A 23596-nucleotide genomic window follows, 5' to 3' on the forward strand; every position below is an offset into this window, starting at 1 on the left:
CACGTGCGGGGTGACGTGGTGGCGGTTACGCAAACGTCTTGGCAAACGCGCCGATGACGTCCTTCAGCTTGGCAATGGTGTCGGCCGAAAGATCCTTCTTCTCACGGATGTCGGTCAGCAGTTCCGGATGCGCCGACTTCACATGGCTGAGCAGCGAAGCCTCGAACCGCGTCACGGCATTGGCTTCGATGCCATCCAGAAAGCCATTCACGCCGGAGAAGATCGACACGACCTGCTCTTCGAACGGCATCGGCTGGAACTGCGCCTGCTTCAGCAGCTCGGTCAGGCGCTTGCCGCGGTTCAGCAGCTTCTGGGTGGAGGCATCAAGATCGGAACCGAACTGCGCGAACGCCGCCATCTCGCGATACTGCGCCAGCTCCAGCTTGATCGAGCCGGCGACCTTCTTCATCGCCTTGGTCTGCGCAGCCGAACCCACGCGGCTCACCGACAGACCGACGTTGATGGCCGGACGCACGCCCTGGTAGAATAATTCGGTTTCGAGGAAGATCTGGCCATCGGTGATCGAAATCACGTTGGTCGGGATATAGGCCGACACGTCGCCAGCCTGCGTTTCGATGATCGGCAGCGCCGTCAACGAACCAGCGCCCAGCGCATCGTTCATCTTGGCGGCGCGCTCCAGCAGGCGGCTGTGCAGATAGAACACGTCACCCGGATAAGCTTCGCGGCCCGGCGGGCGGCGCAGCAGCAGCGACATCTGGCGATAGGCCACCGCCTGCTTGGATAGATCGTCATACACGATCACGGCGTGCATGCCGTTGTCGCGGAAATATTCGCCCATGGTGCAGCCGGTGTAGGGCGCCAGGAACTGCAGCGGCGCCGGCTCCGAAGCGGTGGCAGCGACGACGATCGAATATTCCATCGCGCCATTTTCTTCCAGGGCGCGCACGATCTGCGCCACGGTCGACCGCTTCTGGCCGACAGCGACATAGATGCAATAGAGCTTCTTGGATTCATCATCCCCGGCGTTGACGCCCTTCTGGTTGATGAAGGTGTCGATGGCCACAGCGGTCTTGCCGGTCTGGCGATCGCCAATGATCAGTTCGCGCTGGCCGCGGCCGACGGGCACCAGCGCATCCAGCGCCTTCAGGCCGGTCTGCATCGGTTCGTGCACGCTCTTGCGCGGGATGATGCCCGGCGCCTTGGTTTCCACGCGGCGGCGCTCGGCGGCCACGATCGGGCCCTTGCCGTCGATCGGATTGCCCAGGCCATCAACGACGCGGCCCAGCAGGCCCTTGCCCACCGGCACGTCGACGATGGTGCCGGTGCGCTTGACGGTGTCGCCTTCCTTGATGGCGCTGTCCGACCCGAAGATCACGACGCCGACATTGTCCGTCTCAAGGTTCAGCGCCATGCCCTGGATGCCGCCGGGAAATTCCACCATTTCACCGGCCTGGACATTGTCGAGGCCGTGGACGCGGGCGATGCCGTCACCAACGCTCAGCACCTGGCCGACTTCCGAGACTTGCGCCTCGGTGCCGAAGTTGGCGATCTGATCCTTGATGATCCGCGAGATTTCGGCGGCGTTGATGTCCATGTTGTGCCCTTCTGAAGCCCAAATTCTTTTTAAGTGCGAAGCGCCTGGCCGAGCATGTCGAGCCGGGTCTTGAGAGAGGAATCGATCATGCGGCTGCCGACGCGGACGACCAGCCCGCCCAGAATCGCCGGATCAACCGTGATGTTCAGCGCCACGTCGCGGCCGATGCCGGCCTTCAACTTGGCGGCCAGTGCCTGGCTCTGCGCGTCGGTCAGGTGGTGGGCAGCGACCACATCGGCCGTCACCTCACCCTTGCGGGCGGCATTCAGCGCCGCAAAATCGCGGATGATCGCCGGCAGCAGCGCCAGCCGGCGATTGGCCGCCAGCACGCCAAGAAAATTCTTGGTCAGGCCATCGATGTTCAGGCCATCGGCCACACCGGCAATCGCCGCACCGGCCGCGCCGCGCCCGACCACCGGGCTGCCGACCAGCGACGCCAGATCGGCCGATTCGGCCAGGGCCTGCTTCAGCGATGACAGGCTCGATTCGACCGCGCCCAAGGACTTGCCTTCGATGGCCAGCGCAAACAGCGCACGGGCATAGCGACCGGAAAGGCCGGTAGCCACGCTGGAGGAAATTGGTGCGTCCAAGGCTTGGGCCCCGCTTGCTTCGACATGTGACAAAGGGCACGGCAGGTGATCCCCGCCGATGATGCGGCGCGGTTAGCATCGGGCTTGGCATGTTGCAAGGCAGCATTGGGGTCGCTGCACGATAAGCTTGCCGACGGAAGTGGATATTGCCGCCAGCCGGTCACAACGTTACCGTACCCGAATTGTCCCATGCCCTGGCTGTTCCACATCTTCCTTGCCATCCATGTCGGCGCCGGCGTGGCGGCGCTCACCAGTTTCTGGGGGGCGGTGGTGACGCGCAAGGGCGGACCGGCGCATCGGCGCTGGGGCTTCGTGTTTTCGGCGGCGATCTACACGGCGGCGAGCCAAGCGCTGGGGATGGGGGCCTTGTCGCTGGTGTGGCCGCTGGCCATGCACCCGCAATTGACCGACGCAGTGCTCTATCGCGGCATGTTCGGCACCATGATGGTCTATCTGGGGCTGCTGGCCATGTCGATGACGCGCTATGGCCTGGTGATGGTCGCCAACCGCCGCGATCATGATGCCAATCGCCACTGGTCCATGCTGGCGGTGCAGGGCGTCACCATGGTGGCGGCCGGCCTGTGCCTGGTCCATGGCCTCTATCTGCTGAACCGCAACGGCCCGGTGATGGAGCCGATCCTGATGGTGATGGTGTCGCTGCTCGGTTTCGGCACCACCATCACCTATTTCCGCTACATCTTCGCCCCTCGGCCGTCGGCGCGCGCCTATATCCCCGAACATTTCAAGGCGATGGTCGCCACCGGCATCGCCGCCTACACGGCTTTCCTGTCGGTGGGGCTGATCGAGATGTTCCCGGCCCATGCCTTCAACCCGGCGATCTGGGCGATCCCCAGCATGGCCGGCATGGGAATCATCATCCATTATCTGCGGCAGTATAAACCGGCCACCAAGGCCCAACCGGCGGAATAGTCAGTCGGATTCCAGGGCCGCCTCCAGCGCCGCAAACGTGTCCGCGATGCCGTGCAGGTGCGGGCGCTCGGTCTTGATGATGGCGCGAAACGCCTCGCGGCGGATGCCGGCCAGCACGTCCGGCGTTGGTTTTGACGTCTCGGGCAGGCTGGAGATGACCAGATCGATCATGCGTTCGGCGCCGTGCAGCCTGCCCCACAGATAATCATGCTCACGATAGGCGCGGCTGAAGAAGGCGCCAAATGCCTTGAATTGCGCGCCTTTCAGGAAGCGCCCGCCGATGCTGGCCAGCGCCAGGCAATCGTCGGGGGACACGCGATCGACCTTTATGGCATCGAGTTCATCCACGCTGCCATCGGCGATCAGCGGCAGGATGGCGATATCGTAGAAGGCAAAGCCCAGATAGGCCGCCAGCGCTTCGCGGCGCACCCGACGCGGCAGACCCTTGCTGAGCAGATCGACAAGCGCGGTATCGCTGACATCATCGAGCGCCTTCAGATCGAGCGCGTCGGCCATCGCCGCCATCGCCGCCGCCGGATCAGCAACCGCATTGGCGCAGGCGGCGCGGGTGGCGGCATCGAGCCGACCAGCCTGCGCCCGGGTCAAATGCGGGCCCAGGATGGCGTAGAGCCCCGCCTTCACATGGCCCAGCGTGGCGGCGATACGCTCGTCGGCGCCGGCCATCGCCATGTTCACACGGCGAATCAGGAATCGCAGGCGGCGGATGCGGAATTCCAGATCATACTGGCGCAGGAACAGCACATGCGCCGATGCCGGCCCGGCCTTGCCCAGCGTCTGTTCCGGTTCGGCAATGCCGGCTTCGCGAACATGCCGCCACAAAATCTTGCGCACATCGGCTCTTTTAATGGCGCCGGCATCGGCAATCTGCTCCGCCAGCCGCTCGACCACTGTGGCAAACTTCAGCCGGCCATAGGCGCCATAGGCAAAACCGGCCTGGCGCGCCGCCTCTGCGTTCATGCGGCTGCGCCAATCGGCAAGGCGGATCGTCGTGGGCGAAAACAGCAGCAATCGCATCCCGATGGCGGCATCGATTGCCAGATCGACCTGCGGGATCATGCCGGTCACGATGTGGCGCAGGCGGCGGGCGCGGGTGGAGATCGCCTCGATCGTGGTCAGGCTGTCACGGATCGGTTGCTGGCGCGGGATATCGGCCAGGCTGCGCAGCACGGTGGCGAAGAAGCCGGGCGGCACATCGCGGTCCGGGCTCGGGCCGGGATCGTGCATGCCGGGCTTGGGATCGAGATAGACGAAGCGGCGATCGACTTCGCGATGGGCGGGCCGGCCACCGAGCGCCGCCAGCGCCGGGCCGAACGGCCGATTGTCGAGCACGGCGCCATCGATCAGATCAACGCGCGCCGGATCGCGCCGGCCGGGGAAGTTGCGCGCCAGAAACGCCGCGCGGCCCGGCCAATCCTGCCCGCGCGCCGCCAGCACCTGATCGATTTCCGTGGCCCGGGCGGGCGGGAAGGCGCCCGGGAAACTGGCCGTGGCGCGGGCAGCCAGCACCAGTTCCCCGATTTCACCCAGACGCCGCGCCTCGCCATCGCCGGGGCAGGACAGGCGGATGACCAGGCGATGCTCAGGCTCGGTCACCTCCAGCGGGCTGTGCAGGCGCAGGCGCTGCGGCGCGCCATGATAATCGGTGACGGTGACGAACAGATCGAACGGGTGCAGCCGCGGCAGCAGCGGCGGCGTCCGCTCCCCGGCGGCCATGGCAGCAAAGGCATCGGCCAGCAGTCCGGAAAACACCAGCCCGGAAAAGGGCGGCTTGAACCAGCGGCTGCGCATGAAGCGGGAGAGTTTGCGCTTCACCTCGGCGTGGGCGACGACCTCGGCCTTGTCGTCGGCTGCCAGCCCGCGCCGGCGCACCCAGGCCACCAGCGGGATGGCCCAGATCTTGGAGAAGCTGCGTGAGGCCGCCGCCGGATCGAGCAGCACATCCGAATCGGCGCCATCCAGCCACAATGCGCGGATGGCATCCAGATCATGCCCCTCCACCAGCGCGCGGGCCAGCAGCACGCCGTTGATGCCGCCGGCCGAGGCGCCGGCAATGATGTCGCAGATTACCCTGAGATCAAGGCCGGGGATTGCCGCCAGCAGCGCCTGATAGACGATCTCGCTGTCCCGCGCCGGCGGCATGTCGGCGGCATCGGGGGCATGGCGGCGCATCGAAGCCCGCGTCAGCTTCCACACTTCCTTGGTGAGGCCGTGCATGTACACCGCGAGACTGACCCCGCCGTAACACACCAACGCCAGGCGGAGTTCCTTGGTCTGCACGCGCGCTCCTGGGCTGCCCCCACCTTAGCGAGGCGGAACCAACCGGCAAGTGCAGGCGTTTCGCGCCGGAGCCGCAGACGGTTACGCGCCGCAAACCACAGCGGCGTCGGCGGCGGATCAACGCTTGATGTTGGCGGCGGCTACCACGATGTCGAACGCCGTGGTGATGCCCTTCACGAAGGCGCCGCGTTCGACATTCACATATTCATCCAGCGCATGGGCGCGAAAGCCGCCGCCGCCCGCAGACAGGGTGACCGCCGGGATGCCCATGCTGATCGGGATGTTGCTGTCGGTCGACGAAGCGCCCAGCGTCGCATCATAGCCGCCGGCTTTCAGAATGCGGGCCGCGGCGGTGACCAGCGGATCATCGGCCGGAGTCGAGCCAGCCGGGCGATCGCCGATCAGTTCCGGCACGGCGCTGACCTTGCCATATTTCGTGTCGCGTGCGGCATTTTCGGCCGCCACGCTGGTTTCAATCAGCGTCAGGAACTGGGATTCCACCGATTTCAGATTGGTCGGCGATGCGGATCGCATGTCGAATTCGGCCAGGATCAGATTGGGGATGGAGTTCACCGAGGTGCCGCCGGCCACGGTGGAGGCGGCAAAGGTGGTCTTGATGTCGGTGGGCGCCGTGATCTTGTACATGCCGCTCACCGTGTCAGCCATCGCCACCATCGGGTTGACCAGGCCGAACGCGCCATAGCTGTGGCCGCCCGGCCCCTTGAAGGCCACGCGATAGCGGCGCGATCCAACGGCGGTGTTGGTGATGCGCCCCACCGTGCTGCCATCGAAGCTGATGAAATCGCCGACGCGCGCCTTCAGCGGGCTTTCGGTAAACAGATGGCGCACGCCGCGCAGATCGCCCTGGCCTTCCTCGCCCACGTTCGCCACGAAGATGATGTCACGCTCGGTCTGCACCTTGCCGGCATCCATGGCCCGCACGAACGCCAGCAGCGCCGCCAGCGTCACCGTGGTGTCGCCGATGCCCGGTGCATGCAGCGTATCGCCTTCGCGCCGCACCTTGGTGGGGACATCGGGCGGGAACACCGTGTCGAGGTGCGCGGCCACCATCAGCGCCTTGGCGCTGCGATCCTTGCCCGGCCGGATGCCGATGACATTGCCCACTGTATCGACCTGCACATCGGACAGGCCCAGCGCCTTGAACTTTTCCGCCATGCGCGCACCGCGCAGCGTTTCCTTGAACGGCGGGGCCGGAATCTCGGTCAGCTCGATCAGCTCGGCGACGGTGGTGTCATAATCGGCGGCCAGCTTGGCATGGGCGGCGGCCAGGGCAGCGGGCTGCGCCAGGGCCGGCGTTGCGGAAGCGAGGAGCAGGGTGAGGATGAAGGTGCGCATGGCATTGATGTGACACACAGCATGTCCGATGCGCAAGCCACCCTCTTGCTCCCATATGTGGCAGGCCTTACTGTTCCATTTCTGTTCCAAAAGAAGGCATGCCCATGGCCAAGGCCAAATCCCGTTATGTCTGCCAGGCGTGCGGCGCGGTGGCGTCGCGCTGGGCTGGGCAATGCGGCGATTGCAAGGAATGGAACACCCTCGCCGAAGAAGCCGCGCCGGTGTTCACGCCGTTTGCCGCCAAGCAGTCGCTGCAGGCCGGCGGGCGGCGCATCGCGCTGGAAAGCCTGGCCGATGATGTCGCCCTGCCGGCGCGGCTGTCGACCGGCATCACCGAACTGGATCGGGCGCTCGGCGGTGGGCTGGTGGCGGGCAGCGTGACGTTGATCGGCGGCGATCCCGGCATCGGCAAATCCACCCTGCTGTTGCAGGCCGCCGGCCGCATGGCCAGGGGTGGTACAGCCGTCGCCTATGTCTCTGGCGAGGAAGCCGCCGATCAGGTGCGGCTGCGCGCCCGGCGGCTGGGGCTGGCCAAGGCCGATGTGGCGCTGGCTGCCGAAACCAATGTGCGCGATATCCTGACCACGCTCACCGCGCTGCCGCAGCCGCCGGGCATGCTGGTCATCGATTCGATCCAGACCATGCACAGCGATACGCTGGAAGGCGCGCCGGGCACCGTGTCCCAGGTGCGGGCGAGTGCGCAGGAACTGATCCGCTATGCCAAATTGTCGGGCACGGCGCTGATCCTGGTCGGGCATGTGACGAAGGACGGGCAACTCGCCGGCCCGCGCGTGCTTGAGCATATGGTCGATACCGTGCTCTATTTCGAAGGGGAGCGCAGCCACCAGTATCGCATCCTGCGTGCCGTGAAGAACCGCTTTGGCGGCACAGACGAGATCGGCGTGTTCGCCATGGGCGCCGATGGCCTGGAGGAGGTCGCCAACCCGTCGAGCCTGTTCCTGACGGCACGCGAAGGCCAGGACAGCGTGACGGGCGCGGTGGTGTTCGCCGGACTGGAAGGCACGCGGCCGGTGCTGTGCGAAATTCAGGCCCTGGTGGTCCGCGTGCCGACCGGCGCCACGCCGCGCCGCGCCGTAGTGGGCTGGGATTCGGGCCGGCTGGCGATGCTGCTGGCGGTGCTGGAGGCGCGTTGTGGTTTGGCGTTCGGCGGCCACGAAGTCTATCTGAACGTCGCTGGCGGCTTGCGCATTGCCGATCCGGCAGCCGATCTCGCCGTGGCCTGTGCGCTGGTGTCGGCGCTGACAGATCGACCGCTGCCGGTGGACGCCGTGGCCTTCGGCGAAGTGGCACTGTCCGGCGAATTGCGTGCCGCAGGGTTGGCGGCGCTGCGATTGAAAGAGGCGTCCAAACTCGGCTTCGGCCGCGCCTTCGTGCCGGCGGGCACCAGCGGCGCCGGCACCATGCGGGTGGGCGGATTCGCCACGCTCAATGCGCTGGTTGATCATCTTGGCCGACCCGAATGAGATTTGCGCTGCCGTGTCATTCGGGTAAGGCACTTGGCCATGGAAATACTCGAAACGCTTAACGGCTTTGATTGGCTGGTGGTGCTGATCGTCGGCACTGCGGCAGCCTTTGGCGTGATGCGCGGCTTCATTGCCGAAGTTGCCAGCCTGGCGGCGTGGGTGGCCGGTTTCGTCGCCGTGCGCATGCTCTATGCGCCCGCACGGGCAGTGTTTGTGGAGGCCAGCGGCAGCGAGATGATCGGCACGCTCGCTGCCGTGCTGGGGCCATTTCTGCTGGCGGTGCTGCTGGTGAAATTGCTCGGCAGTTTCCTGTCGAGCAGCACCAGGAACAGCATCATCGGGCCAGTCGATCGCCTGCTCGGCCTGGGCTTTGGTCTGGTGAAGGGCTTTCTGGTCGCCAGCCTTGGCTTTTTGTTGCTCACGCTGGCACTGAAGATCCTGCCCGGCGAGGATGATCGCCCCGATTGGCTGGTCAACGCCCGGACGGCGCCGACGCTGGCCCTGGTGGCCAGTGCCATGGTCAATTATGCCGGCGACGCGTGGCGTGAGCAGCAGACGCCGAAGACGACCGGCAAAGCCAACCCGCACGCCGGCCTGCCCGGCTTCGACCCCGATGGTGAGCCGATGTCCGATGAGGGCGGTTATGCCCCGGACGATCGCCGTTCGCTCGACAGCCTGCTTGACCAGCAGGAGAAATCCACGCCATCCACCCCGATATGAGCCTCCGCCTCTATAACAGCGCCGCGCGTGCCAAGCAGGATTTCGTGCCGATCAACCCCGATCGGCTGACCATGTATGTGTGCGGCCCCACGGTTTACGGCCGCGCCCATATCGGCAATTTCCGCCCGGCCGTGGTGTTCGACGTGCTGCAACGCCTGCTGCGCCACGTCTATGGCCCGGACAAACTGGTCTATGCCCGCAACATCACCGACATCGATGACAAGATCATGGACAAGGCCCGCGCCGAGGGCGTCAGCATCGAAGTGATCACCGAGCGTTATGAGGCGCTCTACCTCGAAGACGCCGCCACGCTGGGTATCGAGCGCCCCGATCTGCACCCGCACGCCACCACCAGCATCGCGGCGATGGTGGCGATGATCGAGACCTTGGTGGGCAAAGGCCACGCCTATGCGGCTGAGGGCCATGTGCTGTTCGATGTGGCCAGCCATGCCGATTACGGCAGCCTGTCGCGCCGCCCGCTCGACGAGATGATCGCCGGCGCACGGGTGGAAGTGGCGCCCTACAAGCGCAATGCGGCCGATTTCGTGCTGTGGAAGCCATCGACGAAGGATCAGGCCGGCTGGCCGTCCCCATGGGGTCGCGGGCGGCCCGGCTGGCATATCGAATGCTCGGCGATGATCGCCGAAAGCCTGGGCGAAACCATCGACATTCACGGCGGCGGCATCGACCTGACCTTCCCCCACCACGAAAATGAATGCGCGCAAAGCGCCTGCGCGCATGATGGGGCACCGCTGGCCAATATCTGGATGCACAACGGGTTCCTGAACTTCGGTGGGGGCGAAAAGATGTCCAAGTCGCTGGGCAATGTGCAGAGTGTCGGCGATCTGACCGATGCTGGCTGGACGGGCGACGAGCTGCGGCTGGCGCTGTTGAGTGCGCATTATCGCCAGCCTTTGCTGTGGGATGATGCGCTGCTCGGCCAGATGCGCGGCCGGCTGGACAAATGGCTGCGCCGGCTGGGCGATGTGCCGCGTGGGGTGCGGCCACCGCCGCCCCCGGCCGTGATCGAGGCCCTGTCCGATGATCTGAACACGCCGGCTGCACTCGCCGCCATCGCCGGCGTGGAGCAGGACCGCGAGGCGCTGCTGGGTGCGCTGGCGTTTCTGGGCCTGCCTGGCCTGGCGCCCGAACGCAGCCGCAGCGCCGCCGACATCAAGGGCCAGGATGCCGGCGCCGCCCGCATCGACGCGCTGGTGGCGCAGCGCACGGCGGCGCGCCAGGCGCGCGATTGGGTAGAGTCCGATCGCCTGCGCGATGCACTGGCGGCCGAAGGCATCGTGCTGGAAGACGGCCCCGGCGGGACGATCTGGCGGCGCGGCTGACCGGCCGGACAGGTGCAAAACCACCACGCACCTGCTATAGACCTGCCATGGCCACCAAGCTCTCCGCCCCACCGCCACCGCGCTTTGTCGAGGTCGTGTCCGATCCCGAAATCCTGGGCGGCTGGCCGGTGATCCACGGCACGCGCATTCCGGCAGAAACGATCGTGGCCTGTATCAAGGCTGGCGAGAGCGATTATGAAATTGTCCGCGGCTATCCTTATATGCCGCTGGGTGGCATCGACGCCGTGCGGCGCTGGGCCAAGGCACAGGGGCTGCTCTGATTCGTTTCCTCATTGATGAATGCCTGACGCCCGATCTGGCGGCAGAGGCGCATGTGCGCGGTTTCGAGGCTCACCATGTCAACTGGCTGGCCCTCAACAAATTGTCTGATCGGGCGATAATGCCGCAAATTGTTGGCGGTGATTTCACCTTTGTCACCAACAATGGCCGGGATTTCCTCCGGCTTTATCGTGGGATCGATGTCCATGCCGGCCTGCTGGTGATCCTGCCCTCGGTTGCCAACGCGGAGCAACGCCGCCTGTTCGGCGCCGCACTGGACGCCATCATCGCCGCCGGCGCCGACATCACCGGCGAACTGGTCGAGGTCGACCGCGACGGCACGGTGCGATTTCGCCGCTATCCCGATCCGTACGGCAACGACTAAAGTGGGCTACATGGCTGACACGCTCTATTCTGCGGCGATCCTGCGCCTGAAACTGGCCGGCGAGGCTGCAACGCGTCTGCCCGCCGCCGATGGCAGCGCGACGCGGGTGTCGCCGGTGTGCGGCAGCAAGATCGTGGCCGATGTGGCGCTCGATGCCCGGGGCCGGATCGCGCAGATCGGCCTCGATGCCAGCCGCGCCTGCACCTTGGGCCAGGCGTCGGCAGCGGTGCTGGCTGGCGTGGCACCGGGGGCGGATGCCCCCACGCTGGCAGCGATTCGCACCACCCTCGCTGAATTCCTCGCGTCCCGCGCCGATGAAGCCCCTGATGGCTGGCAGATGTTCGCGCCAGCCCGTGCGCATCGTGCCCGCCACCCGTCGATCCTGTTGCCCCTCGATGCCGCGCTAGCCGCCCTGGCCGACGCCGGGCAGGTTGCGGCGTGAACGGTGACGATCCCGGCCTGCTGCGTGATATCGTCGTCTATCTGGCGGCGGCCGTGCTGGTGGTGCCGCTGTTCATCCGGTTCCGGCTGGGTGCCGTGCTTGGCTATCTGGCGGCTGGCATATTGATCGGGCCATCGGTGCTCGGCCTGGTTGGCGATGCCGAAGGGACGCTGCATTTCGCCGAATTCGGCATCGTGCTGCTGCTGTTCGTGATCGGGCTGGAACTGCAACTGCCCCGATTGTGGGCGATGCGCAGCAACATCTTCGGGCTGGGTTTCCTGCAGGTCTTGCTGTGCGGCCTCGCCCTCACCGCGCTGTTGCTCGGCATGACCAGCTTCACCTGGGCGGCGGCACTGGTTGTCGGCCTGCCGCTCGGCCTGTCGTCCACGGCGCTGGTGATGCAATTGCTGAACGAACGGCAACTCACCGCCACGCCGTTTGGCGAACGCAGTTTTGCCGTGCTGCTGTTCCAGGATCTGGCGATCGTGCCCTTGCTCACCATCGTTGCCGCCCTGTCGCGCGCACCCACGGTCAAGCCTGAGCCGGGCTGGCTGATCGCCCTGGAAACGGTGATTGCCCTGGCCTTTCTGGTTGCGGTGGGCCGGTATGTGCTGCCGCGTTTGTTCCGCATCATCGGCACGTTGGGCGCCCGCGAAGCCTTTGTGGCTGCCGCGCTGCTCAGCGTGATGGGCAGCGCGCTGCTGATGGCCAGTTTCGGGCTTTCCATGGCGTTGGGCGCCTTCGTCGCTGGCGTCATGCTCGCCGAATCGCCTTATCGCCACGCGCTGGAGGCCGATATCGAGCCGTTTCGCGGGCTGATGCTCGGCCTGTTCTTCATCGCCATCGGCATGAGCCTGGATCTGGCGGTGGTGGCGGCCAACTGGGGCCTGATCCTGTCGCTGGTGGTGGGCGTGCTGGTGGTGAAGACCAGCGTGATCGCGGTGCTGGCGCGCAGCTTTGGCACCGGGTGGCGCCAGGCCATCAAGATGGGCGTGCTGCTGGCGCAAGGCGGCGAGTTCGGCTTCGTGCTGTTTGCCGAAGCCGAACGCGGCCTGCTGATCACCCATAGCGCGGCGCAATTGTTCGGCGCCGTGGTCACGCTGTCCATGGCGCTCACGCCCTTGCTGTTCCGGCTGGCCGGGCAGGTGTTTGCCGTTCCCGACGTGCCGGGCCAGCGCGACGGCCCGGAAGCAGCGGGCGAGCAGCAGGGCGGGCATGTCGTGCTGGTGGGCAGTGGCCGCATGGGCCAGGTGATTGCCCAGATGCTGCGCGCCCGCGGCGTGGCGATCACCGCCATCGATCTGGATGCCGAACTGATCGATCTTACGGCGCGGTTCGGCAACAAGGTGTTCTGGGGCGACGGCACGCGGATGGACATATTGCGCACCGCCGGCATCGGGTCCGCCAGCGCGCTGGTGTTCGCCATCGATGGCGCCTGGGACCCGAAGATCGTGCTGGCCCCGATCCGCGCCGAATGGCCGGAACTGCCGATCATCGCCCGCGCCTTCGATCGCATGCACAGCATCGCCCTGCGCCAGTCCGGGGTGGAGCATGTCACCCGCGAAACCATCGAAAGCGCCGTCGCCATGGGCCGCGACGTGCTGGCGACCATCGGCACGCCGGCCACGCTGATCGACGCCATCGAAGCCGAATATCGCCGCCGCGACGCCGAACGGCTCGATCTGCAGGTGATCAGCGGCGACATGATGTCGGGCGCGGACAATATCATCCGCGGCGAACTCGATCTCGATCCCGCCGCCCTGGGCGAAATCCCGCCAGCCTGAAGGCGCGTCCAGTTTTGACGGGTTTTCCGTATCCAGCCGGGTTTGGCATTGAATCCAGGGCCGAATTGTCCGTGCGCGTGTTTTGTGTGCAAACCCGGTTCAGTTGTCCCCCTTACCCTTCACTATCGCAGAAATGGGCCGTGTAGGACAGGCCGGCGCGCCGGCTGAGCGAGCAATGCCCCCGGCGGGCAGGGGCTGAGCCTCTGCATCCACGTTCGTTTTCAGGCGCGCCTGCCACACACGCGCCAGCGCGCCTCAAGCGGCATTGGCCATGCCACTGCCGCACCTGGCCGCGGCAGGACGGGCTCTTACCCGTTCTGTCCGGTATCTTTGCGCCGCTCCCGCCGGCTTGCCCCCTCCCAGATAGCGCGCCCGATCCGGCCGCGCTGGGCGAAATCCCGCCTGTCTAATCTGATGGCACGCCGCACCCGGCCATTGTCGCGTCTGGCGGCGCTGCCTACCCTTCCGCAGGGAGGGACAAGATGAGCGCATTTCCGGCGCATCCGGACGAGATCACATCGGATTGGTGGGGAACGGTGCTGGGCCGCGTGCCCAAGCGCTGGCGTTGGGAGAAGATCGGCACCGGCCAGGTAGGCGACAGCGTGCGCTTCACGCTGGATTTCACCGATGGCCAGGGGCCGGCCACGCTGGCCGGCAAATTTGCCGCCGCCGATCCGAACAGCCGCAGCACGGCGGGCATGCTGGGCCTTTATGCGAAGGAAGTGCATTTCTACCGCGATCTGGCGGCACAGCTGCCCATCCGGACGCCCGCCACCCTGTTCAGCGAGATGGCGTCGGACGGGACGCATTTTTTCCTGCTGTTCGAGGATCTGGGGCCGGCGCGTGGCGGCAACCAGATTGCTGGCTGCACGATCGCCGATGCCCGCGCCGTGATAGCACAGGCCGCGCTGTTGCACGCGCCAAGCTGGCACAATCCGGCCATGCTCGATCTGCCCTGGCTCCAGCCCGATCCGGCGGCTGCGGTACAGGTCAGGGCGCTTTACCCCAAGGCCCAGGCGATTTTCCGGGAACGCTATCGCGACCAGCTGGAGCCGGAATATATGCAGTTGTGCGAGGACCTGGCCGAGATCATGGCCACGAGCGAACGGCCGCCGCCAAAAACCAGCCTGGTGCACGGCGATTTCCGGCTGGATAACATGCTGTTTGATATCAGGGGCGGGGCCGAACCGGTTGCCGTGCTCGATTGGCAGACGCTGGCGATCGGCACCGGGCTGACCGATGTCGGCTATTTTCTGGGCTGCGGTATCGGCAACAGCCTGCGCCGCGCCCATGAACGCGAACTGCTGGCGCTTTACTGCGCCGAGATGACCGCGAATGGCGTGCCGTTGGGCCTTGATGCCATCTGGGATGATTATGTGCTGGGCGCCCTGCATGGGGTGTCCACCGCCGTGTTCAGCAGCGCCTTTGTCGTGCGCACGCCGCGCGGCGATACCAATTTCCTGTCGATGGCGCGCGGCGCCTGCGCGCTGTGCCTGGACCATGGCAGCATCGCAATGATGAAAAGGGAGCAATGACATGGCATTGAGTCGGGGCGACGATTATCCCATCCACCAGACGCCCGATCCGATCGCCTTTTCGGGCACGGACCGCAATTTCTATGATCGCTATTTCTTCAACGGCTATGCGCCGGATGGCAGCGGTTTCTTTGCCGCCGCCTTTGGGGTCTATCCCCATCTGGATGTTGCAGACGCGCATTTCTGCGTGGTGCGCCATGGGGTGCAGCATTGCCTGCATGCCAGCCGCAAGCTGGGGATGGAGCGGATGGACCTGGCCTGCGGGCCGATCCGGATCGAGGTGGTCGAGCCGTTGAACAGCCTGCGGGTGATCGTGGATGGCGAAGGGATTGCCGCCGATATCCTTTTCACCGGCCGGGCCTTTCCGATCGCCGAGCCGCGCTTCACCTGGCGGGTCGGGCCGCGCACGATCATGGATTACACCCGCCTCACCCAGAACGGGCATTGCGAAGGCTGGATCGCGATTGATGGCGCGCGCGCCGCGCTGGCGCCGGGCAGCATGGGCACGCGTGACCGCAGCTGGGGCATGCGCCCGATCGGTGCGCCCGATCCGCAGTTCGCCGGCGGCGTGCCGCAATTCTTCTGGCAATGGACCCCGATCAACATGCCGGGGCGCAGCCTGTTCTTCCACCTCAACGCCCATGCCGATGGCAGCCCGTGGAACACCCGCGCCGTGGTCGCCCCCAATGGCAGCGGGCCGGAAGGCTTTGTCGAACATCATGGCCCGCGCATGACAACTGGGCTGGCACCAGGCACGCGCTGGCCGGCCGTGAGCCTGCTTGAGGTGGGCGGGGAAGAATTCCGGCTGGAACCGATCAGCCGGTTCCAGATGCGCGGCCTTGGCTACACGTCCCCGCGCTGGGGTCATGGCCTCGATCATGGCGGGCTGGCAGTCGAGCGCGAGGCGATCGACCTGGCCGCAATCGATCCGGCGCGCGCCGACAATCTGCATGTGCAGATGCTGTGCCGTGTCACCGGACCGGATGGCGAATCCGGCCTGGGCGTGTTCGAGCAACTCGCGATCGGCGATTATGCGCCGCTGGGCCTCAGCGGGCTGACCGCCGCCCAATAAGCGGCATTGCTAAATCCCCGCGTACCATTCGTACCCGCGGTCGGGCCAATAGCCGCCATTGCCGCCGCCGAACGGCGCCAGGCTGTCGGCGACGATGATCTGCATCAGATATTTGGCTTGTTTATAGCCCAGTTGGCGTTCGACGCGCAGGCGCAGCGGGGCGCCGTGGCCGGCATCCAGCGCCTGGCCGTTCAGTTGGTGGGCGAGGATGGTCTGGGGGTGGAAGGCATCGACGAGGTCCACGCTTTCGTAATAGCGGCTGGACGATTGCAGGCCGCCCCCATCGGCTTTGCCGCCATAATCATCGGCGCACAGGAACAGGATATAGCGGGCGCCGTCGCGCAGGCCGGCGGTTTTCAGGATGGTGGCCAGCGGTACGCCGGTCCATTGGCCGATGGCGCTCCAGCCTTCCACGCAATCGTGGCGGGTGATCTGGGTGCGTTGCGGCAGGCGGGTGAGGTCGGCCATGCTGAGTGAGAGTTCGCGTTGCACCAGGCCGCCCACCTTCAACCGCCAATCGGCAAAGCCGCCGGCCGCCAGCGCCTGCCATTCGGGGTTGGTTGGCAGACGGGTGCCGTTCACCTTGAACACCGGCGAGATATCGGACGCGGCAAATTCGCGGGCCAGGCCGTCGCGGCCGACCAGCCGCTGCCAGCGGTAACTGGCCTGTTCGCCGGATTTCACCATGGCCTTCAGCATGTCGTTGCGCGCCAGCGCGTCGCAGCCGGACAGCAGCAGCCCGGCCGGCAGTGCGGTGAGCAATTGGCGGCGCTGGATCATTTCGAATCCCCGATGGTGATGCGGCCGGTGATCATCGCGCCGATCCCACGGATCGGCCCGGCCAGCACCACCAGCACCAGATGCACGACCAGGAACGCGGCGATGCCGCTGGACGCGATGAAGTGCACCGAACGCGCCGATTGCCGCCCGCCCCACAGCGCATCCAGGAACGGAAAGGCGGCATTCAGCCCTGGCGACATCGCCATGCCCGTAAGGATCACCACCGGGATCAGCACCAGCGCCACGCCGGCATAGGCGAGTTTCTGCAGCACTTCATAACGCAGCGCGGCCTCGCCCTTGGGGAAGTTCAGCTTCAGATGTTGCACCACGTCGTGCCACAGATGCGCGGGCGCCAGTTCGCTCAGCCGTGGGATGATGTCCCGCCGCAGCCGGCCCGACAGGATGGCGTGGCCCAGCCAGAGGAGGCCATTGAGGATCAGCAGCCAGGCGGCGAAGAAATGCCAGGTCCGCGCGGTCGCCAGATCACGCCCTGACGGGAAGGTTGCCCAATAGGGAAAGGCGACCACGGACCACTGATCCTGTGCGTTTTTCGAGACACCGAGCACAGCCGTGGTGTCGAAGCGGCGATCACCGATATCCATCCAGCCGCGCGGCGCCTGCATGGTGCCGCCGACGCCGATCTCCAGCCATTGCCGCTCCACCTGGTCCACCGAACCGACATGCCCCCAATAGAGCCGCGGGTGCGCGCCGAAGATGTTCATCCCGGTCATCAACAGGAAGACGATGGCCAGCGCATTGCCCCAGTGTGTGAGGCGCACCAGCCAGTGATGGCGCAGCACGCGGCGCGCAGGCGGGTCGCCAACAGGGGCGGCAGAAGGCGGTGCCGAGGGCGGGGCGGAGGGGGCAGGGATGCTGGCCATGATTGATCGTCACCTGTTCGCGCCGCGGCACGAACTGGTTACATCCCAAAGTGATTTGCGCCAAGGTGCGACATATGTTGCGAATTTTCTCAACCAGCGGCGCCCAGCTCGCGTTCGACAAGGGCCGGCTGCCCGATACTGCGGTGTGGATCGACCTGTGCGACCCCACCGCTGCCGAAGAAACGCTGCTCGAAGCCTTGCTCGGCATCGATCTGCCCACCGCCGACGACATGGCGGAAATCGAAACCTCCAGCCGGCTCTATACCGACAATGGCGTGATCGTGATGACGGCGACGCTGGCCATCGGCCTGATCGCCGAACAGCCGGAAACCTGCCCGGTCAGCTTCCTGCTCAGCCGCAACCATCTCGTCACCATCCGCTATCATGAGGTGCGCAGCTTCGATCGCTTCGCCCTGCAGATCGAACGCAGCCCGGAGCTGTGCGCGACGCCCAGGGCGGTGCTGATGGGGTTGATCGACACCATCGTCGATCGGCTGGCCGATGGGTTTGAATATATCGGCCGCGAAGTCGATGCGATTGCCCGCGCCGCCTTCCGCCGCGCCGTTCCAGAAGCGCGCGGTCGCCAGCAGCGCCGCACCAACCAGGCGCTGCAGGTGTTGATGACGCGGCTGGGATCGGCGCAGGATGCGCTGTCGAAAGCGCGGGAAACCGCGGTGTCGCTGACCCGCACGCTCACCTATTTGCAGTTCACGATCGGCAAGGACGCCGGCCTGACGGCGCAGATCAAGATGCAGTTGCGCGATCTGAACAGCTTTGCCGATCAGGCCAGCTATATCGGCGGCAATCTCACCTTCCTGCTCGATGCCACGCTGGGCCTGATCAGCATCGAACAGAATGCAGTGCTGCGGATCGTGTCGGTGGCCAGCCTGGTGTTCCTGCCGCCCACGCTGGTCGCCGGCGTATACGGCATGAATTTCCGGATGATGCCCGAACTGGGGTGGGACATCGGCTATCCGTTCGCGCTGGTGATGATGCTGCTGGCTGCCGTGCTGCCGTACGGGTTTTTCCGCTGGCGTGGCTGGCTGTAGGGATCAGGGCGCGTCCAGCGTGCAGCCATATTCCGGATCGAAGCGGGCCGTGCGGCTGGACAGGAAGGGCACCTTGGCGGTGATGCTGCGCGCGGCGCTGTCTTCGCTCACTTCGACGATATCGGTGCCGGGCTCGCGGTCGGTCTCGCAGCTCGCCATGTCGCGGCCGCCGACATAGCGGCAGGCGCACATGACATGGGCGATATAGCCGGTGGCGAGCTGCGCCTGCTTGCCGGTGCTGGAATATTTCAGGCCGAACCAGCCGCCGACCAGCGCGCACAGCAGCAGCACCGGCAGCCAGATCAGCCAGCGCCGGCGGCTGCGCGGGGCTGGTGAAGGCGGCGGCGGGGGTGTTGCATCAAGTGTATCACTTGCCAGCATGGGGGCAGGGCCTTTAGCGTGGTTGTCATGACACGGTGCAGCATCATGTTCGCCCTCGCAAGCCTGTTGCTGGCCAGCCCCGGCTTTGCGCAGGGCCAGGTGCAATCGGCGCCGCAAACCATTCCGGCGGCGCGGCCCGTGTCGGCCTTGCCGGCCGCCGATGCCTTCTTCACCGATCCGGCACTGGGTGAAACCCGCGCGCTGATCGTGCTGCAGGATGGCAAGCGCATCTATGAACGTTATGGCACCGGCATCGGGCCGGGCACGCGGCTGATCAGCTGGTCGATGGCCAAATCCATCACTTCGACGCTGGTGGGTTTCCTGGTCGGTGATGGCAGGCTGGAGCTGGACACGCCGGCACCGGTGCCGGAATGGAAGGGCGATGCGCGCGGCAGGACCACGCTGCGCCAGTTGCTGCACATGGGGTCGGGCGTGAAGCATCTGGAAGCCGGGCCGGCGCCGGAACTGGCCGATACCAACCGCGCGCTGTTCGCCGATCTGTCAGGCGATATCTACAAGGCCGCGGTGGCGCAGCCGGCCGAAGTGCCGCCGGGCACAAGGTTTCAGTACAATACGTTGACCACGCACATATTGGCGCGGATCGTCGCCGATGCGGTGGCGCCAGCAGCGAAATCGCCGGATGATCGCCGCCGCGCGGTGCGGGCCTTCATCGCGCAGCGGCTGTCGGCGCCGGCGGGCATGAACAGCCTGCTCTGCGAATTTGATCCCCAGGGCAATCTTTATGGTGGCTCGCTCTGCCATGCCACGGCGCGGGATTGGGCGGCATTTGGGCAACTCTATCTGGATGGCGGTGTGGTGGCGGGCACACAGGTGGTGCGGCCGGATTGGGTGCGATTCGTGCGCGAACCCTCGCCGACCAATCCGGGCTATGGCGGGCAGTTCTGGCTGAACCGCAAGCCATTCAATGGCAAGGACAATGCGCTGTTCTGGCAAAAGGGACCAGCCGATGCTTTTGCCGCCATCGGCCATCTTGGCCAATATGTGATCGTGGTGCCGTCGCGGCGGCTGGTGGTGGTGCGGCTGGGCAAGACGCAGGACGATGTGCTGCAACCGGTGCGCGATGGCCTGGCGCGGCTGGTGAATGATATGCCGGCAGCACCGCAATGACGGCTGATTACCGCTGCATCGATATCAAGCTGGATGAGCGCACGATCCTGTGGCGCAACGCCGATATCGAACAGGAACGCCGCGTTGCCATCTTCGATCTGCTGGAAGGCAATGAATTCAAGCCAGTGGCGGCAGCCGACGCCGGCCACCACGGCCCCTATAAATTGCTGCTCGGCGTCGAGGATGGCCGGCTGGACGTGACCGTGCATGATACGGGCGATGTGCAGGTGGATGCGTTTCAGGTGGCATTGAGCCCGTTCCGCCGCACCATCCGCGAATATTTCGCCATCTGCGACAGCTATTACCAGGCGATCCGCCAATCCAGCCCGCAACAGATCGAAACCATCGACATGGCGCGGCGCGGCATCCACAACGACGCGGCCGAGTTGCTGAAGGAACGGCTGGAAAGCCGCGCCATCGTCGATTTCGACACGGCGCGGCGGCTGTTCACGCTGATCTGTGTTTTGCACATAAAAGGCCACTGATGTCTGTCTTGTCCGACCGCTGGATCCGCGAAACCGCCTTGCGCGACGGCATGATCGAACCCTTCGTGGAGCGGCAGACGCGCGGCGGCTGCATCTCCTACGGCCTGTCCAGCTATGGCTATGACGCGCGGGTGGCGGACGAGTTCAAGATCTTCACCAATGTGGACAGCGCAATTGTCGATCCCAAGGATTTCCAGGCCAACAGCTTTGTCGATCGCAAGACCGATGTATGCGTGATCCCGCCCAACAGTTTCGCGTTGGCGCGCACGGTGGAATATTTCCGCATTCCGCGCGACGTGCTGGTGATCTGCCTGGGCAAGTCCACCTATGCCCGCTGCGGCATCATCGTGAACGTGACGCCGCTGGAACCGGGCTGGGAAGGCCATGTCACGCTGGAGTTCAGCAACACCACGCCGCTCCCGGCGCGCATCTATGCCAACGAGGGCGCCTGCCAGTTCCTGTTCCTGAAAGGCAATGAACCCTGCGAGATCAGCTATGCCGACCGCGCCGGCAAATATATGGGCCAGAAGGGCGTGACGTTGCCGAAGCTGTGAATTCTGGCTATATTTGGCTGGAAAGGATCAGAAAATGGCCAGATATTCCATCGTCGAAGCCAAGAATAATTTCTCGGCGCTGATCGAGGCCGCCGAAGCGGGGGAGGAAGTGGTGATCACCCGCCATGGCAGGCCCGTGATGCAGTTCGTGCCGCCCTTGGTGGTCGAACCAGACGTTGATGGGGATTGGGCTGCGCGCCGCGATGCGGCAATGGCGCGACTGGCAGAGCTTCGGGCATCCATCCCCTACAGCCCGATCAACAGCGTCGATATCATCCGCCAGATGCGTGATGAGGGTCCCTGATTCATCATGGCGGTCGTCCACTATCTTGATGCCAGTGTTCTGGTCCCGGCGTTTGTCACCGAAGATCACTCTTCTGCCGTTTCCGATTGGCTGGCCAACCTGCCAGCAACGGCCGAGATAAGCGATTTCGCTGCGGGTGAGTTTGCTTCCGCCATCGCGCGCCGCGTGCGAATGGGACAGCTGCCCGCCGTCGCCGCCAATCGGCTGCTGGCCGATTTCGATGCGTGGCGCATGGTCATCGGCACGTCGCGCAACATCGATTCCGCCGATATTGCCGCGGCCACAGCCTTGGTCCGCCGTTTCGAACTGAAGCTTCGCTTGCCTGATGCCATCCACTTGGCGCTGTGCCAGTGGCGTGGCTTCACGCTTGCAACCCTCGACGATGGCCTTGCCGAAGTCGCCCGCACGATCGGCGTCGCGCATATCTGCCCTGCGTGAATCACCATTGGCCAATCCACCTGCCGCCCGCTAACCGGCGTTCGTGAGCACCCGTCCCGCCCCTTCCGAAGCCCGCATCGGCTTTTTCGCCGGCATGGGCGCCTATCTGATCTGGGGCGTGCTGCCGTTCTATCTGCGGTTGCTGCAGGGGGTGTCGGCGCCCGATGTGCTGGCGCATCGTATCATTTGGTCGGTGCTGGTGGTGGTGCTGCTGATCGCCTGGCTGAAGGGCTGGGACAAATTGGCCGCCGCCCTGCGCCAGCCGCGCCTGCTGCTGATGCTGTTCGCCTCGGCGCTGTGCATCACGGCCAACTGGTTCATCTATACCTGGGCGGTGCTGGATGGCCATGTCATCGATACTTCGCTGGGTTATTTCATCAATCCGCTGGTGTCGGTGCTGTTCGGGGTTGTGCTGCTGGGCGAACGCCTGTTGCGGCTGCAGTGGCTGGCGGTCGGGCTGGCGGCGCTGGGTGTGGCGGTGCTGGCCATCGAGCGTGGCGCGCTGCCGCTGGTCAGCCTGGGGCTGGCGCTGTCGTTCGGTTGCTATGGCCTGATCCGCAAGCAGGCCGCCGTCGATGCCGCCACCGGGCTGTTCATCGAAACGCTGATGCTGGCGCCAGTGGCCTTGTGGTGGATTGCCAGCACGCCGCAGGGCTTTACCGGCTGGCCGCCGGTCACCATCGCCACGCTGGCGTTCGGCGGCCTCGCCACCGCCGTGCCGCTGATGCTGTTCGGGATTGCGGCACGGCGGCTGCCGCTGTCCACGCTGGGGCTGATGCAATATGTGGCGCCCACGATGGTGCTGATCGAAGCGGTGCTGATCTTTGGCGAAGTGCTGGATCCGGCGCGGCTGGCGGCCTTCTGCTGCATCTGGGCCGGCCTGGCCGTCTATACGGTGTCGCTGCGCCGGACCACACCGGCAGCAGCGGCCTAACCACAATCAGGGTGTCGCCGCGCGCCCCGGTGGCGCATCATGGCCGTCTGTCTGAAGGAAGCGAAGCCATGGCCTATACGGATGTGATTTACAGCGTCGATGCCGGTGTCGCCACGGTCACGCTCAACCGGCCGGATCGGCTGAACGCCTGGTGCGCCAGCCTCGATGCCGATGTGCGTGCAGCGATGCGCGAAGCCACGGACGATGCAGCCGTGCGGGTCATCATCCTTACCGGCGCCGGCCGCGGTTTCTGCGCCGGAGCGGACATGAATGTGCTGCAGGGTATCCAGGATGGCGATCGTGCCACGCGCCCCGGCCCGCCCGCGCCATGGGATGCAGCGGCGCGCGAAGATTTCCGCAAGCAATATAGCTGGTTCCCCGCCGTGCCCAAGCCGATCATCGGTGCCATCAACGGGCCTTGTGCGGGGCTGGGCATGGTGCTGGCGCTGTATACCGATATCCGCTTCGCGTCGGATGCGGCGGTGTTCTCCACCGCCTTCTCGCGCCGCGGCCTGATTGCGGAACATGGCATTTCCTGGCTGCTGCCGCGCCTGATCGGCATGGCTAATGCTGCCGATCTGCTGTTTTCGGCGCGCCGCGTCGAAGCAGCCGAAGCCAGGGCGCTTGGCCTCGTCAGCCGAGTCATTCCGCACGGCGATTTCATGGCCGACGTCACCGCCTATGCCCGCATGCTCGCCACCGAAGTCTCGCCGCGATCCTTGCGCGAAATGAAGCGCGAACTGTGGAATGCGCAGTTCCAGGACCTGGGTGATGCCATCGAAGCCGCCAATGCCGACATGGCCGGCAGCTTTGCCAGCGAAGATTTCAAGGAAGGCGTGGCGCATTATCTGGAGAAACGCCCCGCTGCGTTTACCGGGCAATAGCGCCC

The 23596-nt window shown here is 65.6% G+C and carries 25 protein-coding genes; 18 read left to right on the plus strand and 7 right to left on the minus strand.

The features are described from left to right. Positions 1–25: 25 nt before the first annotated feature. Entirely contained in the window at positions 26–1555 is a 1530-nt protein-coding gene (gene atpA / locus ACTIEZ_RS04850; protein ID WP_439545522.1) for a F0F1 ATP synthase subunit alpha, read from the minus strand. A 29-nt stretch (positions 1556–1584) separates the two neighbouring features. Further along, entirely contained in the window at positions 1585–2145 is a 561-nt protein-coding gene (locus ACTIEZ_RS04855) for a F0F1 ATP synthase subunit delta (protein WP_439545523.1), read from the minus strand. Between the two features lie 189 nt (positions 2146–2334). On the opposite strand from ACTIEZ_RS04855, the gene ACTIEZ_RS04860 reads away from it, so the two are divergent. Next, on the plus strand, positions 2335–3075 hold the full coding sequence (locus ACTIEZ_RS04860) for a hypothetical protein (RefSeq protein ID WP_439545524.1): 741 nt from the start codon (positions 2335–2337) through the stop codon (positions 3073–3075). Here the strand turns inward: ACTIEZ_RS04860 and ACTIEZ_RS04865 are convergent, their stop codons facing one another. Together ACTIEZ_RS04865 and ACTIEZ_RS04870 are read right to left on the minus strand one after the other, a co-directional pair. Then, positions 3076–5373, minus strand: coding sequence for a patatin-like protein (locus ACTIEZ_RS04865; RefSeq protein WP_439545525.1), 2298 nt, complete (start codon positions 5371–5373; stop codon positions 3076–3078). It abuts the gene before it with no gap. A gap of 117 nt (positions 5374–5490) precedes the next feature. After that, positions 5491–6729, minus strand: a complete 1239-nt coding sequence (locus tag ACTIEZ_RS04870) for a M20/M25/M40 family metallo-hydrolase (protein ID WP_439545526.1) — start codon at positions 6727–6729, stop codon at positions 5491–5493. A gap of 104 nt (positions 6730–6833) precedes the next feature. Between ACTIEZ_RS04870 and radA the strand changes: the two genes are divergently transcribed. The 9 genes from radA (at position 6834) to ACTIEZ_RS04915 (ending at position 15773) form a co-directional block, all read left to right on the plus strand. Next, positions 6834–8213, plus strand: a complete 1380-nt coding sequence (gene radA / locus ACTIEZ_RS04875; protein WP_439545527.1) for a DNA repair protein RadA — start codon at positions 6834–6836, stop codon at positions 8211–8213. A 39-nt stretch (positions 8214–8252) separates the two neighbouring features. Next, positions 8253–8933 (plus strand): CvpA family protein, encoded by a 681-nt coding sequence (locus tag ACTIEZ_RS04880; protein WP_439545528.1) that lies wholly within the window; start codon positions 8253–8255, stop codon positions 8931–8933. Beyond that, on the plus strand, positions 8930–10276 hold the full coding sequence (cysS, locus tag ACTIEZ_RS04885; protein ID WP_439545529.1) for a cysteine--tRNA ligase: 1347 nt from the start codon (positions 8930–8932) through the stop codon (positions 10274–10276). The genes ACTIEZ_RS04880 and cysS overlap by 4 nt, the downstream gene beginning before the upstream one ends. A 47-nt stretch (positions 10277–10323) precedes the next feature. Continuing rightward, positions 10324–10557 carry a DUF433 domain-containing protein gene (locus tag ACTIEZ_RS04890; protein ID WP_439545530.1) on the plus strand — a complete coding sequence of 78 codons (234 nt, stop codon included), beginning with the start codon at positions 10324–10326 and terminating at the stop codon, positions 10555–10557. 11 nt (positions 10558–10568) lie between these two features. After that, a complete protein-coding gene (locus tag ACTIEZ_RS04895; protein ID WP_439545596.1) occupies positions 10569–10940 on the plus strand; it encodes a DUF5615 family PIN-like protein in 372 nt (123 codons plus the stop codon). Positions 10941–10950: 10 nt separating this feature from the next. Further along, complete coding sequence (locus ACTIEZ_RS04900) at positions 10951–11382, plus strand: iron-sulfur cluster assembly scaffold protein (protein WP_439545597.1); 432 nt, start codon at positions 10951–10953, stop codon at positions 11380–11382. Continuing rightward, positions 11379–13166, plus strand: a complete 1788-nt coding sequence (locus tag ACTIEZ_RS04905) for a monovalent cation:proton antiporter-2 (CPA2) family protein (RefSeq protein WP_439545531.1) — start codon at positions 11379–11381, stop codon at positions 13164–13166. The genes ACTIEZ_RS04900 and ACTIEZ_RS04905 overlap by 4 nt, the downstream gene beginning before the upstream one ends. Positions 13167–13648: 482 nt before the next feature. Continuing rightward, positions 13649–14701 carry a phosphotransferase family protein gene (locus ACTIEZ_RS04910; protein WP_439545532.1) on the plus strand — a complete coding sequence of 351 codons (1053 nt, stop codon included), beginning with the start codon at positions 13649–13651 and terminating at the stop codon, positions 14699–14701. A gap of 1 nt (position 14702) precedes the next feature. After that, complete coding sequence (locus ACTIEZ_RS04915; RefSeq protein WP_439545533.1) at positions 14703–15773, plus strand: hypothetical protein; 1071 nt, start codon at positions 14703–14705, stop codon at positions 15771–15773. A gap of 9 nt (positions 15774–15782) precedes the next feature. On the opposite strand, the gene ACTIEZ_RS04920 is transcribed toward ACTIEZ_RS04915, so the two are convergent. Continuing rightward, a complete protein-coding gene (locus ACTIEZ_RS04920) occupies positions 15783–16553 on the minus strand; it encodes a molybdopterin-dependent oxidoreductase (RefSeq protein ID WP_439545534.1) in 771 nt (256 codons plus the stop codon). Next, complete coding sequence (locus ACTIEZ_RS04925; protein ID WP_439545535.1) at positions 16550–17353, minus strand: cytochrome b/b6 domain-containing protein; 804 nt, start codon at positions 17351–17353, stop codon at positions 16550–16552. The genes ACTIEZ_RS04920 and ACTIEZ_RS04925 overlap by 4 nt, the downstream gene beginning before the upstream one ends. 155 nt (positions 17354–17508) lie before the next feature. Between ACTIEZ_RS04925 and ACTIEZ_RS04930 the strand changes: the two genes are divergently transcribed. Further along, positions 17509–18483: a magnesium transporter CorA family protein gene (locus ACTIEZ_RS04930; protein ID WP_439545536.1), complete on the plus strand. Its 975-nt coding sequence runs from the start codon at positions 17509–17511 to the stop codon at positions 18481–18483. 3 nt (positions 18484–18486) lie between these two features. Here ACTIEZ_RS04930 and ACTIEZ_RS04935 read toward each other — a convergent pair whose 3' ends face one another. Continuing rightward, the gene (locus tag ACTIEZ_RS04935; protein ID WP_439545537.1) at positions 18487–18864 is read right to left on the minus strand and encodes a hypothetical protein; all 378 of its coding nucleotides are present in this window, start codon (positions 18862–18864) and stop codon (positions 18487–18489) included. Positions 18865–18909: 45 nt separating this feature from the next. Here ACTIEZ_RS04935 and ACTIEZ_RS04940 point away from each other — a divergent pair, with 45 nt between their 5' ends. The 7 genes from ACTIEZ_RS04940 (at position 18910) to ACTIEZ_RS04970 (ending at position 23591) form a co-directional block, all read left to right on the plus strand. Then, the gene (locus ACTIEZ_RS04940; RefSeq protein WP_439545538.1) at positions 18910–19992 is read left to right on the plus strand and encodes a serine hydrolase domain-containing protein; all 1083 of its coding nucleotides are present in this window, start codon (positions 18910–18912) and stop codon (positions 19990–19992) included. Next, complete coding sequence (locus tag ACTIEZ_RS04945) at positions 19989–20477, plus strand: UPF0262 family protein (RefSeq protein ID WP_439545539.1); 489 nt, start codon at positions 19989–19991, stop codon at positions 20475–20477. The genes ACTIEZ_RS04940 and ACTIEZ_RS04945 overlap by 4 nt, the downstream gene beginning before the upstream one ends. Further along, positions 20477–21031: a dCTP deaminase gene (gene dcd / locus ACTIEZ_RS04950; protein WP_439545540.1), complete on the plus strand. Its 555-nt coding sequence runs from the start codon at positions 20477–20479 to the stop codon at positions 21029–21031. Before ACTIEZ_RS04945 ends, dcd begins: the two co-directional genes overlap by 1 nt. A 34-nt stretch (positions 21032–21065) precedes the next feature. Further along, positions 21066–21335 carry a type II toxin-antitoxin system Phd/YefM family antitoxin gene (locus ACTIEZ_RS04955; protein ID WP_439545541.1) on the plus strand — a complete coding sequence of 90 codons (270 nt, stop codon included), beginning with the start codon at positions 21066–21068 and terminating at the stop codon, positions 21333–21335. A 6-nt stretch (positions 21336–21341) separates the two neighbouring features. Beyond that, entirely contained in the window at positions 21342–21773 is a 432-nt protein-coding gene (locus ACTIEZ_RS04960) for a type II toxin-antitoxin system VapC family toxin (RefSeq protein ID WP_439545542.1), read from the plus strand. Positions 21774–21816: 43 nt separating this feature from the next. Next, positions 21817–22707 carry an EamA family transporter RarD gene (rarD, locus tag ACTIEZ_RS04965; RefSeq protein ID WP_439545543.1) on the plus strand — a complete coding sequence of 297 codons (891 nt, stop codon included), beginning with the start codon at positions 21817–21819 and terminating at the stop codon, positions 22705–22707. 68 nt (positions 22708–22775) lie between these two features. Next, the gene (locus ACTIEZ_RS04970; RefSeq protein WP_439545544.1) at positions 22776–23591 is read left to right on the plus strand and encodes an enoyl-CoA hydratase; all 816 of its coding nucleotides are present in this window, start codon (positions 22776–22778) and stop codon (positions 23589–23591) included. Positions 23592–23596: the final 5 nt, after the last annotated feature.

The sequence above is a fragment of the Sandarakinorhabdus sp. genome (assembly GCF_051860625.1).
GTDB lineage: Bacteria > Pseudomonadota > Alphaproteobacteria > Sphingomonadales > Sphingomonadaceae > Sandarakinorhabdus.